Below are 15,774 nucleotides of genomic sequence, written 5' to 3'. Positions count from 1 at the left end.
CGAAAGGACAACAGATACTCATGAGTGTCCCGCGCGTCCTTAATGACCGTTATGAGATTGGCGAACTGTTGGGCCGCGGGGGCATGGCCGACGTCTACAAGGCGCAGGACAAGCGTCTCGGACGGGCAGTTGCCATCAAGCTCCTGCGGGCAGATGTGGCCCGCGATTCGCAGCTCCAGGCCCGCTTCCGCCGCGAAGCCCAGGCGGTGGCGGGTCTCAACCACCCGTTTATTGTCTCCGTCTACGACACGGGTGAGCACATCACCCATGATCATGTCCGCGACAGTGCCCACGTCCCTTACATTGTCATGGAGTACGTCCACGGCAAGACGCTGCGGGATTTGATCCGCAGCAAGGACATTAATATTGAGCAGGCGGTCAACTACACTCTCGGCGTCCTTGCCGCCCTTGACTACAGTCACCGTGCCGGCATTGTGCACCGTGACATCAAACCCGCCAATGTGATGGTCACGGAGGATGACCACGGGGTCCTGGGCCAGGTCAAGGTCATGGACTTTGGCATTGCCCGGACCATTGCCGATTCAGCGGCCACCATGACCCAGACGCAAACTGTGATGGGCACGGCACAATACCTCTCACCCGAACAGGCCCGCGGCGAGAATGTCGATGCCCGCAGCGATCTGTACTCTGCAGCCTGCCTGCTCTACGAAATGCTGGCCGGCCGGCCGCCGTTCACAGGCGATTCCCCCTTCACGGTGGCCTACCAACATGTGCGCGAGCACCCTGCCCTGCCCAGTGCGTTCAATGACGAGATTTCCCCGGCCCTTGATGCAGTGTTAATGCGGGCGTTGGAGAAGGACCGTGACAAGCGTTTCCAGGATGCTGCCTCGTTCCGCCGTGCCCTGCGCGCCGCCAGCGCCGGTGTCATGCCGACGCCTGAGCCGCGGGTCACCCACGAAGCCGTTCCCGCCCCCGCCGTTCTGCCGTTGGTGGCCACGGCGCCCCCTGCCGCTGACGCCACCCACTTAACTGACGACGGCGGACCCGCCACGCGTGCCATGGCGAAAGTTTTGACTGGTGGCCCGTTGACTACGGACGACGGCGTCATCGAGGAAGTGCCCGACGTTGCGCCCGCAACCAAACGCCGGCGCAGGGCCTGGATGGTCACCCTGTTCGTCCTGCTCGCCGTCGTCCTTGGCGGCGGGGCGTTCCTGGGCTACAACTATTTGGAGTCCAGGCCTCCGGCGGTTCAGCCGGTGTCAGTGCCAGACCTCTCCGGTGTCAGTGGAGTTGAGGCAATGAACCAGCTTCGTGACGCGAAGTTGGAACCGCACAGCAATCTGGAGTTCTCCGGAACAGTTCCCAGCGGGGAAGTTATTCGCACCGACCCCCCGGGCGGCACAAGCATCAATCCCGGATCAACAGTGCAGGTTTACGTCTCCAAGGGGTCTTCCACGGTGACCATCCCGGAAGGTCTTGCCGGACGCACGGATGCGGATGTCCGGGCGGCACTGAGCGCCCTAAACCTGAAGATCATGCCCAATGACATGGTCAATGACGGGACAATTCCCGCCAACCTTGTTGTCACCACCGATCCCGCACCCGGGGAGACGGTTCCTGCAGGTTCCAGCATCACGATGAAGGTTTCCAACGGCGAGGTGCTCATGCCTTCGCTGTTTGACCTGACCGAGGACCCCGAGCAAGTCAGGGCAGTTGTCTCGGCAGCCCTGACGGCTGTCTCGCCGTTACTTGAGGTGACGTTCACGGAGGCAGAGAATACTGTTGTGCCGCCCGGATTCGTCACCAACCAGTCCATCAGTGCCGGCACAGAGGTGATCCAGCGAACCACCGTTGAGGTGACCCTGGCCAAGGCCCCGCCGCCCGAGGAGCCGCCAACGGCAGAGCCGACGCCCACGCCAACACCGAAGGCAAAGGCAAAGCCCAAGAAAACACCGACGGCGTCGCCGACGGAAGCCACCAAGGCCCCGTAAGAGACCGCGAAGTAAAAAACGTTGGAGCTGGCAGGTGACAGCTCCAACGTTTTTTTGTGTTGAGTTCTCTAGCTGTTGATCAAGGGGCTGAGCGTTGCGGCCGTGGCGGCAGCGCCAGCCAGGCCGAATGACTCAAGCCAGTTGCCCAACATGGTGTAGCCGCCTTCGGTGAGCACGGATTCCGGATGGAACTGCACCCCGCACAAGGGTGCGCTCTTGTGCGCCAAACCCATGATGACGCCGTCGGACGTCTTGGCGGTCACCTCCAGCACCGCGGGGATACTGGAGGGCACAGCAGACAGCGAGTGGTACCGGGTCGCCGTGACGGGGCTGGGGAGGCCGGTAAACACGCTTGTGCCGTGGTGGAAGACCTCGCTGGTTTTGCCGTGCATGAGCTGCTCAGCATGAGTGACGACGCCGCCATAGGCTTCAGCAAGCGCCTGGTGGCCCAGACAGACCCCCAGCATCGGCTTGGCGTTCGCCCCGCACCACTTGATGAGCTCGATGCACACCCCGGCCTCGGCAGGGGTGCCGGGGCCGGGGGAGACGAGGACGCCGTCGCGGGCAGCGGCTAATTCAATGGCTTCGGCGAGGGTGACGTCATCGTTGCGGACAACGGTGGTTTCGGCACCGAGCTGCTGCAAATAGCCAACCAGTGTGTAAACAAAACTGTCGTAGTTGTCGATCACAAGAATCCGTGTGGCCATGTCAGACCCCACCACCAATCGTCGAGTCATTGAGGGGATTGAACTGGGAAAGCCAGGGGAACACAAATTGCATGAGCAGCAGCATTGCCGCCGCCACGAAAAGAATTGTGGTGAGAATGCGGAACCACAGAGGTCCGGGAAGGTTTCTAAAGATCCAGCTGTACATGGTTAGCCGCTTCCTTTCTGGTTCGCTGCAACTTGGTTCGCAATTGCGGCGGGCGGGCCTGCGCTGGCCGGCTGCCATGATTCCAGGACCGAGTATGCAATGATGCGTTCCTCAGCGCCAAACCGCGGGTTGCAGCTGGTCATGGTCAGGAAACGTTCCGTCGGCACGGCTTCCGGCTGGGTGGGTACAGGCAGCAGCACGTCGGCACGGTTGGGCATCACGATCTGGTTGTTGCGGAAAACGTACGTGTAGTAGCCGTCATGGGTTTGGAGGTAGATCTTGTCCCCGGGGACCAGGGTGTGGATTGCGTCCAAGACGGCGCCGTGGGTCTGGCGGTGGCCTGCCACGGCAAAGTTTCCAATCCCACCTGGCATGGTGGAACTGTCGTACCGGCCCAGGCCCAGGGTGTCCAGTTGCGCCGGCGCCACACCTTCGACGAGCGGGCGGCTGTATGTTTCGCCGAACCGCGGAATGTAGGCAACACCAAAGACCGTACTGGGCGCCAAGGGCTCGGACATGACCACTGGCGGGCCAAAGTCGGTGGGAGCATCAGCTGCGGGAGGAGTCACGGGGCCCTGAAAGCCCTGGGCGAACTCGGACACGGCCTGCTGCTGGACCGAGTTGGCCTCGATGTTGGTCCACCACAACTCCCACACCACAAAGAGCAACAGCAGGACGCCTGCAGTTATCAGCAGTTCGCCGATGACCTGAATCAGGGTTCGAAAAAATCCTTGCTTGGGTCGCTGTTGCCGCTGGCGGCGCTCGGCTTGTTTCCGCCGCTTGCGCCGCGCCTCGTTGCCGGATAGCAATTCGTCCACGCCCACACCAGAATCGACATGGTCTAGCGATGGAACCACGCCGTTCTCCTTCATTGATGTTGAGCGGTAATGTCATGCAATCCAAGGCCGCATTAAATACAGCTAGAATTGCCTCAACAATACCGGCAGTTCAGCACCTGAGAACAATTTGCCCAGCAACATCGGCGCTCATGAACTGCCCTTTCAACTATCAAGCGGCGCGTCCATCCGGCCGCATTGCCAAGGAGCACCTGTGCCTGAGTCAAAATCGCGTCGCCGCCCCACCAAGGGACCGGCTCAAACACCTTCCAGCAAGGCACAGCAGCCCAACGCCGTCTGGTTCCTGCCGGTCATGGTCACCTTGATGTTGCTGGGGCTCGTATGGATCATCACTTATTACATCTCTGACGGCGCGTTCCCAATCCCCAACGTTGGCAACTGGAACATTGGCATTGGTTTTGGCATTGCACTGGCCGGGTTCATGATGACAACCCGCTGGCGCAGCTAGGCACCATCTTTGTCTTCATCCCTCTGTTTTACATCCTGGTCATCGCTCTGCACATAGCGACCCTTGGGATCATCTGCGGCACGGCCCGGTACGTCACCGGCCGTGCCGTAGTCGGCTTCAACGAACCTTCCGGCGCCGGCGTTTTCCGAGGCTTCCTCCACCCCTGCCAGACCGTAGTCACCCTCGATGTAGTGCCCCTCCGGGTCTCCGGGATTGTGGCCCACCTCTGAGCCGGCCCTGCCGTACTCACCTTGGACGTAGCGTCCTCGACTGCCGTCTTCATGCCCCGAGTCTGCCGGGATCGCTTCTTCATGACTGGACATCGTGCTGCCTGCCTTCCGCAGCACCAACACCGAAGCCCTGATGGCTGGCACAGGTGCCGCTCCTTCTCTCCAGTCTAGGCTTCTGCCGTGCGCTTGGACAGGGCGCCGGGCCGACGCCAGCGGCAACGGGACCTGGCGCCGAAGATGACAAAAGCCCCTGCCGGGGGAGGGCAGGAGCCTTTGCGCCTTACGGCCCGGAAGTCCAACTGGGGGATTGAACTTCCGGCGTCTCTAGGGCCTAGTGGCCTTCGAGGTTCTTATCCTCACGACGGCGGATGGTCACCATGATGACGATGCCTCCCGCGAGAAGTAGTCCGCCCAGGCCAAGGAACCAAAGTCCTGTGGCGCCGGTGACGGCCAGCGGCGGCTTCACCGTGGTGGCCGTCGGCGACGGGGACGGTGTTGCCACCGGCGGTGTTGTCGGGGTGACGGTCGGCGACGGCGTCGGGTTCGGCGGCACAACTGGCGGCACCACTGGCGGCACAACCGGCGGCACCACTGTGTGCGTGGTGCTGCAGACCTCCGCTGTTGCACCAGTTTCAGCCGTGGCCATCATGGCCTGTTCCGTCGGGGCTTGCGCAACACATGAGCTGGGCGGCACATCGCCGGATCCGAGGACCGCGTTGGTGATGGTTTTATCGCCGCTGCCTTCATTGATCTGAACTGTGTAGCTCAGCGTCTGGGTTGCACCCGGCGCCAAGGTGCCAACAGTCCAGGTCAGCATCGCCTCGGCAATGGCGGCCTCGCCCTGCGTCGCCTGCGTGCCGCCCACAAGCGAACTTGCGTCCAGAACACTGCCCAGGTCGTCGGTCAGGACGACATCGCGGACAGGAACGTCCGAGGTGTTGGCAGCGGTCAGCGTGTAAGTGATCTTCTGACCAATCTCCACCGTTGTGCCACTTGCCGGGTCACTGCCCTTGCTAACGCTGAAGGAACCGGCAACACGGCCGATGGTGTTCGTGACATCCACGGCAATGGCTGTTGCCTGGTCTGAGACCGTAAACGTGCTGTTGCTGATGTCAACGCCGGTCCACGTAAACGAACTGTCCACCAGGCCATCCCCGGCTCCCAGTCCCGATTCTGAAACCGTGCACTTGGTGCCCACGGGCAGGCTGACTGTCTTGGAGTTGCTGCCTTCAGTCCCCGTCAGCGTGAGGAACTGTGCAGCAGCCCCATCCCCACAGCTCAGGTGGATGTCGAAGGTTTGCTCTCCGTCATAGCCCTGGATGTCGCCGGCCAGCTTCTTTGTGACAACCACTTCGCCGAACTTCTGCGAGATGGTGTTGGTCGCAGCAACCGCCACGGTCTGGGTTTTCCCATCCTCAGGTGCGGGGATGGTGAAGGTGACGTTGCGGTCGCCAACAACAGCCTCGGTGGCCGATCCGATGACAGCGAATCCAACGCCGTCCCAGGTGAAGGACGGTCCCGTGGTTTCGGGCTCGGCCTGCTCGGTGACGGTGCAGCTGGCGCCCGCGGGGATGGCCTCGCTGGGGTTCCAGCTGCCGGATCCGGGGGTCAGCGTGAATTGACCGTTGGCGCCTGCCCAGCCGGTGCCAGTGCACGCCCAACTGAAGTCGAACGTGGTTCCCGGCTGCACGCCGTCGGCCACTCCTGTGCCAGCCAATTCCTTGGTGACGGCGAAGGAGCCGGTCAGTCGTGTGATGGTGTTGGTGACGGTGACTTCTCCGTGCGGGTTCATGGTCGTGAGTACGACATCCTGGCCGGGCGCGTATGACGGGGCCCAAACGTAGGAGGTGTCATCTGACGGGTGGTCGCCCAGGTCGTCCTCTGCAATGTGGCAGGAGGAGCCCAACAGGATTTCCGAGCCAACTTCCGACGCCGGGTCCCCGGCCTTGACTGACCAGTCACCCTGCGTGACCACTGCGGCCTCGCCGGCTCCGTAAGTGCAGACCCAGGTGCCGGTGAAGTTGCCGCCGGTGTACACACCATCGGGATCCTCCAGAACCTTTGCCACCTTAAGCGTGCCGTTGCGGCGCTCAGTGGTGTTGGTGATGGTGACAGGAACAACCTGATTTTCCGTCTCGATGGTGACGGTGACAGGGGCAGGCGTGGTCGCCCAGCCGTAAGAGTCGTCGACGAGTCCGCCTGTGGGCGGCACCTCGGTGACGGTGCACTCGCTGCCAACAGGGATCTGGCCGGTTTCCACAGCCGTTCCGCTGGCTTCAAGGGTGAGTTCACCCGAGTAGGCCTCACCACAGCTGACGTTGGCCGTGAAAGTCTTGCCCTGCACCACGCCACCGACGCCGGCAAGGTCCTTGAGAACCGAGACGGTGCCAAAGATGGGCTGCGTGTGGTTGGTAATGACCGCTTCCACCTCGGCGTCGCGGTCAACGGTGATTTTGCCGTCCACAACGTTCTCGCTCCAGGTACCGGGAATCCACTTGTGGGCGGCTTCCAGGTTTCCTGTGGGGAGGTCCTCGCTCAGTGCACACTCGCGTTGGGCGGGGACACCGTCAACGGTTGCCGATCCATCCTTGGCCAGGGCCAAGGTTCCGGTGTAGCCGATCCCACAGTCGTAGTTGACAGTGAACATCTTGTCATCGGCGGTGCCCGTGAACCCTGCGCCGTCGACCTTCTTGGTGACAGTGAAGGAGCCACTGTCACGGGTGAAGGTGTTGGTCATGACCAAGTTGGCGGGGCTGCCAACTGTGACCGTGTCATTTGTCGGCACCGATGAAACCCAACGGTACGAAGGATCATTCGGAACCGGGGCACTCAGTTCATCCTCGGTGATGACACAGTTGCTGTTGAGCAACACATCATCACTGACTGTGATGGCAGCAGATTTGGCCTTGGCGGTCCAGACGCCGTTGGAGACGATGGCGTTTTCGCCTTCCCCATAGGTACAGACCCAGTTGCCTGTGTAGTCACGGTCGATCGCCACGGCTCCGGCATTGTCGGGGCCCTCAAGGACCTTGGTGACCGTGACTGCGCCCTTGACCCTGGTGATGGGGTTTTCCACGTGGATGTCAGCCGAAGTGGTGTCGTTGTTCAAGGTGATTGTTGCGGGTGTGATGACGGCCGGACCCCATGCGAAGGAGTTGTCCTTCAGCTGGTCCTGATGCGGCACCGATTCGGTGATGGCGCATTCCCAGCCGAACGGAATGCGGTTGCTGGCGAGAGTTTCGGTTCCACCATTGGCAACGGTTGTGCTGCCGGCGATCGTAGCAATATCATCCTCGCCGGGAACCGTACAGCTGTAGTTGACGGTGAAGTAGTTGTCATCGCCGCCGATGTAGCCTGCCGTTTCACCCGTGACCTGCTTGGCCACCGTCAGCGACCCCATGTTGCGTACCAGGGTGTTGTTGACGTTGATGGTTGCAGAGTCCCCGGAAACCACTGTTGCGGAGGTGATCTCCGCCGCCTTCCACATGTAGGACGGGTCGTTGGACGGGGCGCCCAATTCGTCTTCCGTCGCCGTGCAGCTCGTGGTCAGTGGCAGGCCGGTAGCCAGCTCGATGGCCGGGGCACCCGCCGTCGTGCTCCAGTTCCCTGACGCATTCTCGGCACCGTCATAGGAACAGGTGAACGTTCCCGTGTACTCCTTCTCAGGCGAGACCACTCCTGTGGGGCCGCTGAACGTCTTCTGGAGCTTGACGGCGCCCACGTTGCGGACGATGTCGTTGGTGACGGTGACCTTGACCGGGTTGTTGTCGGTTGCCAGGACCACTGTTGCCGGCGCACCGGTTACGGCTCCCCAGCTGTAGGAGGCGTCCTTCAGCTGGTCCGCCGTGGGTGCAGCCTCGCTGATGGCACAGCTCCAGCCGAAGGGAACGTCGTCCAGCAGGGTGGTTTCAACGTTGGGACTGACCGATACCTGGCCGCCCATGATTCCTTCGACACCCTCGACCGAACAGCTGAAGTTCATGGTGAACTGCTGATCGGGCAGAAGCCCTTCAGTTGCGCCGGAGATCTGCTTCGTGAGCAGGATGCTGCCGGTGTTGCGCTTGACCTCGTTGGTGACGGTCAGCGACGCCGGTGTGGTGCCGACGATGGATGCCTCGGAGAAGACCGGTTCTGCCCACACGTAGGAGGGATCAACGTTGGGTGCTGTCAATTCTTTTTCACCGGTGATACTGCAGGCAGAACCCACCAAAATGGATTTACTACCCGACGTCGTCTGACCTGCTTTTACGGACCAGTCGCCCATTACCGGGGCGTCTGTTCCGTAGACGCACTGCCATCCGCCCGTGTAGACACGGTCTTTATCGACAACTTTGGTCACGCCGGTGAGCACCTTACTGACGACCAGTTCACCGTAAACGCGCTTGGTGGGGTTGTGAACGCTCACGACAATGGGCGTTTCGGTCTGGTCGATGGTGACGCTGGCGGGGCTGAACGTTGCCGTATCCCAGGCAAAGGACCCGTCAACCAAACCGCCCGTGCGGGTGTCTTCAGAAACAGCACATTCGCTGCCCAGCGGGATGCCAGTGATGGTGGCACTGGTGCCGCCTGCGAGCTCCGTTGAGAAGGAGCCGCTGGTGGGGCCACAGTTCAAGTTGATCTTGAATTTGTAGCCGGCACTCGCGTCGTAGCCTTCGTCAACGGTCTTTGTCACCGCAACGGAGCCAAATTTCTGGCTCAGTGTGTTGGTGGCCAGGACCTTGACTGAGTTCGGGTTATCAATTGTTATTTCGGGAAGCGTGAAGGTGAAGCCACGTCCATTCTGCGCTCCTTCGGCACCGGTTGCCGTGAACGTCACGGAATCCCAGGTGTAGGAGGGGTTCACCGCTGGGAAGTCTCCCTCAGTGACGGTGCAGGCTGCACCGGCCGGAATGACAGTGCCGGTCCCGGGGCCGTCCCAGAGCTGACCATTCGTCAGGTTGAAGGCGCCGTTGGCACCAACCCAGTTGTCCTTTTCACAGCTCCAGGTGAAGGGGAATTCCGATCCTTCGGGGAATCCCACTTTGGGGCCGGTGACACCCTTGGTCACGCTGAACAGCCCCGTGGAGCGGTTGATGGTGTTGGTGACGTCCACAATGCCTGTGGGGTTCGCAGCCGAAAGGACTACGACGCCGCCATTGGGTGAGAGTGCCGGTGTTCCCCAGCTATAAGAGGTGTCAGTTGACGGCGCGGTTGCCAGCTCCGACTCGATGACAGTACAGCGTGAACCCAACAGGATTTCGCTTCCGGCAACCGTTGCGGCGCCGCCTGCCGATGCTGTCCATGTGCCGTTACCTGAAGGCGTTTCGCCGTAGCTGCAGCTCCACGTTCCGGTGAAGTCCGCACCATTATTGGGTGCGCCGGCATATACGCCGTCGGGATCAACTAGGGTCTTGCTGACCTGCAAATCGCCATAGACACGCTTGGTCGTGTTGGTCACCGTCACTGCGACGATCTGGTTTTCTTCGGTGATCGTCACCGTCTGGGCTGCAGGTTTGCCATCCCAGGCGAAGGATTCGTCAACAAACACACCGCTGCCGGAGGGCAGTTCCGGCTCGTCGATGGTGCAGGTGGTGCCAACAGGCAGTTCAGGCGTGGTGCCCGCTGTGCCTGCAATGTTTTTGAATGTTCCGGTGTAGACATCACCACACGTGACTGTCAGGTCAAAGACCACGGAACTGTTGACTCCGCCACCTGCAACAGCCTTCACAACACTTAGTCCACCAAAGATGGCAACCGTCGTGTTGGTCACCGTGGCGGTGACGGTCTCATTCTTTTTGACAGTTACCGAAGCACTGTTGGGGTTCCAGTTTGCTGCGCCCCACTTGTGGGCGGCATCCAGCAGTTCATCGCTGGGTGCAGTTTCGCTCAGCTCACACAGGGCATTTGCGGGCAGACCATCGATCGTGACGCCGTCGTCACCCGCCGTCAGCTTGCGGGTGCCCGTGTAGACGCCACCACAGTCGTAGGCGACCTCAAACTGTGCACCCTCACCGACATAGCCGTTGCCGTCAACGACCTTCTTCAGGTTTAGTGAGCCAAAGGAGCGGGTGTACTTATTCTCCAGGGTTACGGCCACGGTGGTGCTGTTGCCGATGGTGACGGTGTTGCTGGGACTGAACGCCTCGCTCGTTGGTGCTACCCACTCGTAAGAGCCGTCGGCGAAGTCGCCGTTCTCTGTCGTGAGGTTCGGTTCGCTCAGAACACAGGAGGAACCGGCAGGAATGGCAGGGGATTCCTTTACGCCTGCAGTGGTGACTGTCAGCTCGCCTTCGACGTTGCTGCCCTTTTCCAGGGTGCACACGTAGGCGACGGTGAATTCACGGTCGCTAGGTCCCGTGTAGCCACTGTCCCCTTCGGGGCCGGTGATGGTCTTCGTGATTGAGAACGTTCCGGTGTTCTGCACAACGTGGTTGGTGATGGCGACGGATGCTGTCTTGCCGTTCTCGACCGTGACATTGTCCGAATCATAGGTGGCTGCACCCCACTGGTAGGAAGCATTCAGTAAACCACCGTCGGGGGCATTCTCCTCGACTATACAGTTGCTGCCTGCCGGGATTTCGTTGGCCGGGCTGGCGAATTCGCCATTGGCCTTGAGCTCGAACGGCTTCTCGACGCCTGCGCAGGTGTATGTGCCGGAGAACAGCATGTCTGTGTTTGCGAAAGCACCTGCGGGCCCTTCGACCTTCTTGGTGATCTTCAGCTGGCCGTAGTTGCGCTTGAAGTTGTTCGTCAGTTCAACGCTGGTATTTGAGCCGTTGGCGCCAATGGTGATGGGGCTTGCCGGCATGAAAGTATTGCCGGTCCACTCGTAGGAGCCATCGGCAAAGTCGCCGTCCACGGCAGTCAGCGTTTCCGTCAGGACACAGCTGGCACCAGTGGGGATGGGATCGGAGGTGGCTGAACCGTCCTTCTTGACGTTCAATGTGCCGTTTGCCACCTGGACAGCGGGTGATCCCATGGCGCAAACGTAACCGACCGGGAATTCGCGGTCATTATGAATGAACCCGCTGTTGGGTCCGACTACCCTCTTGGTGACCGTGAAGGTGCCCTTGTTCTGCGTGATCTTGTTAGTGATGGTGACCTTGGAGTCCGCACCGCTGGCGATCTTGACAGTATTGCTCGGGGAAAAGGCGGGAACACCCCATACGAACGAATCGTTCACCAGATTTCCACTGGGAGCCGTTTCGGTCACGGTGCATTCACGCCCGACCGGAATGCGATCAACGGTCATGGCTTCACCGGCCTTGATGTCAAAGGTGCCCGTGTAACTGGGGCCGCAGTTGTACGTGCCCGAGTAGAGCTTCTCCGGATTCGTCAGGCCGCTATTCGGATCCTCCAGAACCTTGGCAATGGTCAGGCTGCCCGAGGTGAAGGTGTTGGTGAAGGTACAGGTGACATTCGGGTTCGCCGTGTTGAGCGGCGCCCCCACCTTGTCCAAGGTAATGGCGCGGCCGTTCGTGGTGACGTTGGGAACGGCCACGGCTGTGCCGGACGCATCCAGCTGGGTGCAGACCATTGAGCTCAGGTCCCAGCGGGAATCACTGACGGGCCCTTCCGTGATGGTCACCTTGTCGGTGCTGATCAAGTCCTTCTTGAAAACTTCAACCGGCGTGCCTGCAACGGTGGGGGTCACACTCTGGCTGCCATTTTTCCAGGCGGAACCTTCCAGAGTTCCCGTTGACGAAAATTTGAATTCCTGGCTGGGTGGATTGATGCCAGCGGTGACCTTGTTAACAGTCAGCTCACGGATCTGCTCAACCGTTGCATAAATGCAGGCGTTCGTGTTCTTCTTCTCGTCGGTCCAGAAATCGTTGACAGCACTTCCGGCCGGTGTTGACGGGCAGGAAGTCGTGGCTGACCCAATGAAACCACCAATAATCAGTTTGTAGCGAAGTCCACCTTTAGTCAGGACCTGGTCGGATATTTGGGAGGTGAACTTGATCTGGTCTTGGCAATTATCAGTGGGGAACCAGTGACCATCTGGACACCCTCTGGATTCGTTTGACGTTTCCCACAAGGTCCAAGGAAACACCAATTCTGGTGACGAATCGAAGCCGGAGAGCTTGATCTTCAAATTGCCGCTAAAAAAGCTCGCCGTCGAAGAGACGGGGTTGTTGTAGTGCGTGATGCGGGCCAGATTGAAGGGAATTCCATCTGCAACAGATATATTTGCCGCCGGCGCAACCCCCACCGCACTCTGTCCGCCGGAAGTTGAAACATTTACGATTGAACCATCGGGACAACCGGCGTTACCGGAACCGTGACCGGTGCGGGCCTCCGATCCCGAACCGACAAATGTCGTAGACCTATAACGGTATCCAGATTGCGCCCATGAGGGCTCATCACGTGGCGTTAATTGGGCTGGATCGTAGGTGATGCAGTTATTCCAAGAATTGCCGTCGCTATTGCCGTTGCCTTTACTGATCCCCTTGTGGTCGCTCACTGCAGCCGTGATGCCGACCGTCGTGATTGGGGCGGCGGAGGCGGCCGGGGCCGTGACCAGGACTGAGCCGATGCCGAGGGTTGCCACCATGGACAGACTCAAGAGAGAGGCAAGAAACTTGCCCCTCGACTTCTTGGCGGGCGCGGCAAAACGCCGGCCACCCGAGCCGCTCGAGTGCACGCTTCGTTGCAGACGAAAAAGACCATTCATGTTGATTTCCCCCAGTAAGAGACCTGGCGCATAGGACGCGCCTCACCATGGTAAGGAGACAGGTCTGGGGGAAACACGAGTGGTGACCACTCTAATTTTTGCCGGTCACCACTCTATTTTTGGGCTTTCAGCACTCAGGATGAACACTCAGGAATAGTAGGCGTCCGTGTCATCTGGCACAGCGGCGCCATTCATCAGTGCCGCCAGCTGGTCCCGGGATTGCAGGTCCAATTTAATGAAAGTCCGGTACAGATGCCCCTCAATGGTTCGCAGGGAAACATTGAGCCTGCTGGCAATGGAGTTGTTGGATTCGCCTTGGGCCACCAGCAACGCGATCTGGTGTTCGCGCCGGGTCATCTTGGGCTGGTCGATTGTTTGAAAGACTGGTGACACCAGCCCTGGCATCTGTTCACGCATGGCCACAACTTTGCTGGCAGTCTTGCGGCTTCTATGAACTTTTCCGCGGTCATGGAACTTCCGGAGGGCATGCGTAGCCAACTCCACACCGATAAGTTCATAGCCGAAGTCCATGGCTGTGGCGCTGGCACTGTCCAGGACGGTGGGATCCTGGGAATGCATCGCCTTGGCCCAACTGACAAAAAATTCCTTACTGGTGGATTCCAGCATTTCCGACACCTCGGCCAAGCGGGAGACGGCAGTTGATTCTCCCACTCGCAATAGCAAGGACAGGACTGTTATCTCAATCCCCAAATAACCATGGGCGACGCATTCGCGTTGCAGGCTGCGCAGTCTTGCCAGTCCCAGTTCACCTTGGCCTGTCATGCATTGTGCAGCTGCGGCGTATGCTGCACCTTCAAGTTCATAGAATTTTCCGCTGCGCTGGTTCAGTGCAGCCAACTGCACCAGGGACTCCTGAGATGCGGCAATATCACCACTCATCACCTGGCCATAGGCGCGGATGCCCAAAGCGGTTGGCAACACAGACCAGGGATCATAGTCGGTCAGTGCACTCACCGCCGGTTCTAAAGCGTTAAGAACCTCTTCCATATGGCCTCGCCGGCAGGCCATCATCGCTGCAGCCAAATCCCGCAATCCGCCCGAATGCAGCATGAGATCAGGATTCTCGAACGTGTCCGGATGCAGCGCGGCACGTACGTAATCCCATGCGCCGTCGTAAATAAACGCGGCAACCGAACGGGTGTATGCCAAAATGGAAATGTCCGGACGCGGGAATCCTGCAGGGTCCTCCAACTCACCGATGACTTCCATGGCCAGGGCGACTGCACTGTCCAGCCGTCCCGTGGCGCTGAGAATTTCGCTGTAGAGCGACTTGAGCAGGACGCGGTCCCCAATGTTGTCCGTGAGCGGGTGCTCACGGAGTGCCTCGATGCGCTGCTTGGCCTGGGCGATTTCGCCGGTGGAAACTTCCATGGTTGCGCGAATGATCAAGACAGCAATGTCAGCTTCGGTGGATGAGTCATTGAGGGCAGGTGTACCAAAGCGGGCCTCAAAATCAGCGAATGCCTCCTTGAGTCGGTTTTGGTATTCCACATCTGAAAAATGGCTCAGATGCACAGCATGCAAAGCCCTGGCGGCATCTTCCGGATTTTCCGCCAGTGCAAACGCCTGCACAGCAAGCGCACGAGCCTCATCGGGCAGGTTTTGGGTCATCGTGGCAATGGCCCGCTCGGCCAACAACGCGGCTGATTCCCTTGAGAACACCTTCCTGTTGCTGAATTCCAAGGCGTCATTCGAGCGCATCAGCTGATTCGCGCAGGTGGTGGCCTCAAGCAGCCGCTCTTCCGACACGGCCATGCCACATTCCATGGACCACCGGGTGAAGTTGATGATCGCTTCAGGACTGGTCCGCCCATCATCGGGAAGCAACCTCGCAACATCGGCGAGGTACTTGCGGCTGCGCCCTACAGGAATAGTGGACCTGATCGCGGGCGCCGTAACAGCCCGGGCAAGCCGCATGGTCAATTGGGGGCCCGGCATAATTTCGACAAGTTCGCGCTGTTGAATGTCGTCAACTGCCTCGGCGCTTGTCAGGTCCAGCAGCACATCTAGTGGCAGCTTGCCGGCCAAGGCCAATATTTCAATGATGCGCTTCGAGTCGGGCTGCAAATGGTCAAGGTCCATCTGCAGGAATTCCCACGACTCCGTGCCGAGTTTGTCACCCGGATGGTCAAGGACCCACACGTTGTTGGCCCTGCGCAGCGAGCCTTCTTCCTGGGCGCCTGTCACCAGGCCTTGGAGCACCAGGGGGTTGCCGGCTGAGCGCCTGGTGAGGTAATCCGCCGTCGGACCTGCAACTTTGCCCCCCAAGAAATCTTCGAGAAATACTTGGACATCCTCGGAATGCAGGGGCGCCAGCTCAAACCGGGTCAGATGGCCGTCCCTCCACAATTCACGCAGGTGGGTGTTGTGGCCGCCTGGCTGGTCGACGAGGATCAGCCGGGCCTCGGTGGACATGACAACCTGCAAGATGATGGCGGCACTGTTGCTGTCCAAAAATTCTGCGTTGTCCACCATCAGAACGACGTGCTTGGCCGTTTCCAAGCCCAGGCTCACCTGGCCCAGCAGGCCGTTGAGAACCTCATAATAGTCATTGCTGCGGACAAGTTTGGCCCCCACACGGGCATTGACGGCGCCAAAAGGTATGGAAGCCAGTGCCTTGCTGGCGGAAAGCCTGACGATCGCGGCGTCGGGACCCAACGCTGAACGGATCTGGCCCAACATCCACGTTTTCCCCACACCGCGGGAACCAACGATGAGCACTCCCCGAGAAGAAGTCCCC

Annotated in this window: 8 protein-coding genes; 2 read left to right on the top strand and 6 right to left on the bottom strand. The window is 60.0% G+C overall.

Annotated features, from left to right (window positions below):
• Positions 1-20: 20 nt before the first annotated feature.
• On the top strand, positions 21-1,952 hold the full coding sequence (gene pknB / locus art_RS13225) for a Stk1 family PASTA domain-containing Ser/Thr kinase (RefSeq protein ID WP_038465534.1): 1,932 nt from the start codon (positions 21-23) through the stop codon (positions 1,950-1,952).
• A gap of 68 nt (positions 1,953-2,020) precedes the next feature.
• Here pknB and art_RS13220 read toward each other — a convergent pair whose 3' ends face one another.
• From art_RS13220 to art_RS13210, 3 genes are read right to left on the bottom strand one after another with little or no spacing between them, the layout of a single operon-like run.
• Positions 2,021-2,659, bottom strand: coding sequence for an aminodeoxychorismate/anthranilate synthase component II (locus art_RS13220; RefSeq protein WP_038465532.1), 639 nt, complete (start codon positions 2,657-2,659; stop codon positions 2,021-2,023).
• 1 nt (position 2,660) lies between these two features.
• Complete coding sequence (locus art_RS22600; protein ID WP_038465530.1) at positions 2,661-2,825, bottom strand: hypothetical protein; 165 nt, start codon at positions 2,823-2,825, stop codon at positions 2,661-2,663.
• Between the two features lie 2 nt (positions 2,826-2,827).
• Positions 2,828-3,541 (bottom strand): class E sortase, encoded by a 714-nt coding sequence (locus tag art_RS13210; protein WP_253901601.1) that lies wholly within the window; start codon positions 3,539-3,541, stop codon positions 2,828-2,830.
• A 334-nt stretch (positions 3,542-3,875) separates the two neighbouring features.
• On the opposite strand from art_RS13210, the gene art_RS13205 reads away from it, so the two are divergent.
• Positions 3,876-4,130, top strand: coding sequence for a cell division protein CrgA (locus tag art_RS13205; protein WP_038465529.1), 255 nt, complete (start codon positions 3,876-3,878; stop codon positions 4,128-4,130).
• Here art_RS13205 and art_RS13200 read toward each other — a convergent pair.
• From art_RS13200 to art_RS13185, 3 genes are all read right to left on the bottom strand, one after another.
• On the bottom strand, positions 4,127-4,504 hold the full coding sequence (locus art_RS13200) for a hypothetical protein (RefSeq protein WP_038465527.1): 378 nt from the start codon (positions 4,502-4,504) through the stop codon (positions 4,127-4,129). The two genes, art_RS13205 and art_RS13200, sit on opposite strands and share 4 nt — an antisense overlap.
• 187 nt (positions 4,505-4,691) lie before the next feature.
• Positions 4,692-12,893: a DUF5979 domain-containing protein gene (locus tag art_RS13195; RefSeq protein ID WP_162182058.1), complete on the bottom strand. Its 8,202-nt coding sequence runs from the start codon at positions 12,891-12,893 to the stop codon at positions 4,692-4,694.
• 267 nt (positions 12,894-13,160) lie between these two features.
• Complete coding sequence (locus tag art_RS13185; protein WP_038465522.1) at positions 13,161-15,755, bottom strand: LuxR C-terminal-related transcriptional regulator; 2,595 nt, start codon at positions 15,753-15,755, stop codon at positions 13,161-13,163.
• Positions 15,756-15,774 lie beyond the last annotated feature (19 nt).

The sequence above is a fragment of the Arthrobacter sp. PAMC 25486 genome, from assembly GCF_000785535.1.
In the GTDB taxonomy this organism is placed as follows: Bacteria; Actinomycetota; Actinomycetes; order Actinomycetales; family Micrococcaceae; genus Specibacter.
The sequence above is the reverse complement of the archived record's forward strand: the minus strand, read 5'-3'. Positions and strand labels throughout refer to the sequence as shown.

Excerpts from the sequence above, each read along its gene's own strand:
- pknB (WP_038465534.1), top strand. The coding sequence starts at position 21 with ATGAGTGTCCCGCGCGTCCTTAATGACCGTTATGAGATTGGCGAACTG.
- art_RS13220 (WP_038465532.1), bottom strand. The coding sequence starts at position 2,659 with ATGGCCACACGGATTCTTGTGATCGACAACTACGACAGTTTTGTTTAC.
- art_RS22600 (WP_038465530.1), bottom strand. The coding sequence starts at position 2,825 with ATGTACAGCTGGATCTTTAGAAACCTTCCCGGACCTCTGTGGTTCCGC.
- art_RS13195 (WP_162182058.1), bottom strand. The coding sequence starts at position 12,893 with ATGGTGGCAACCCTCGGCATCGGCTCAGTCCTGGTCACGGCCCCGGCC.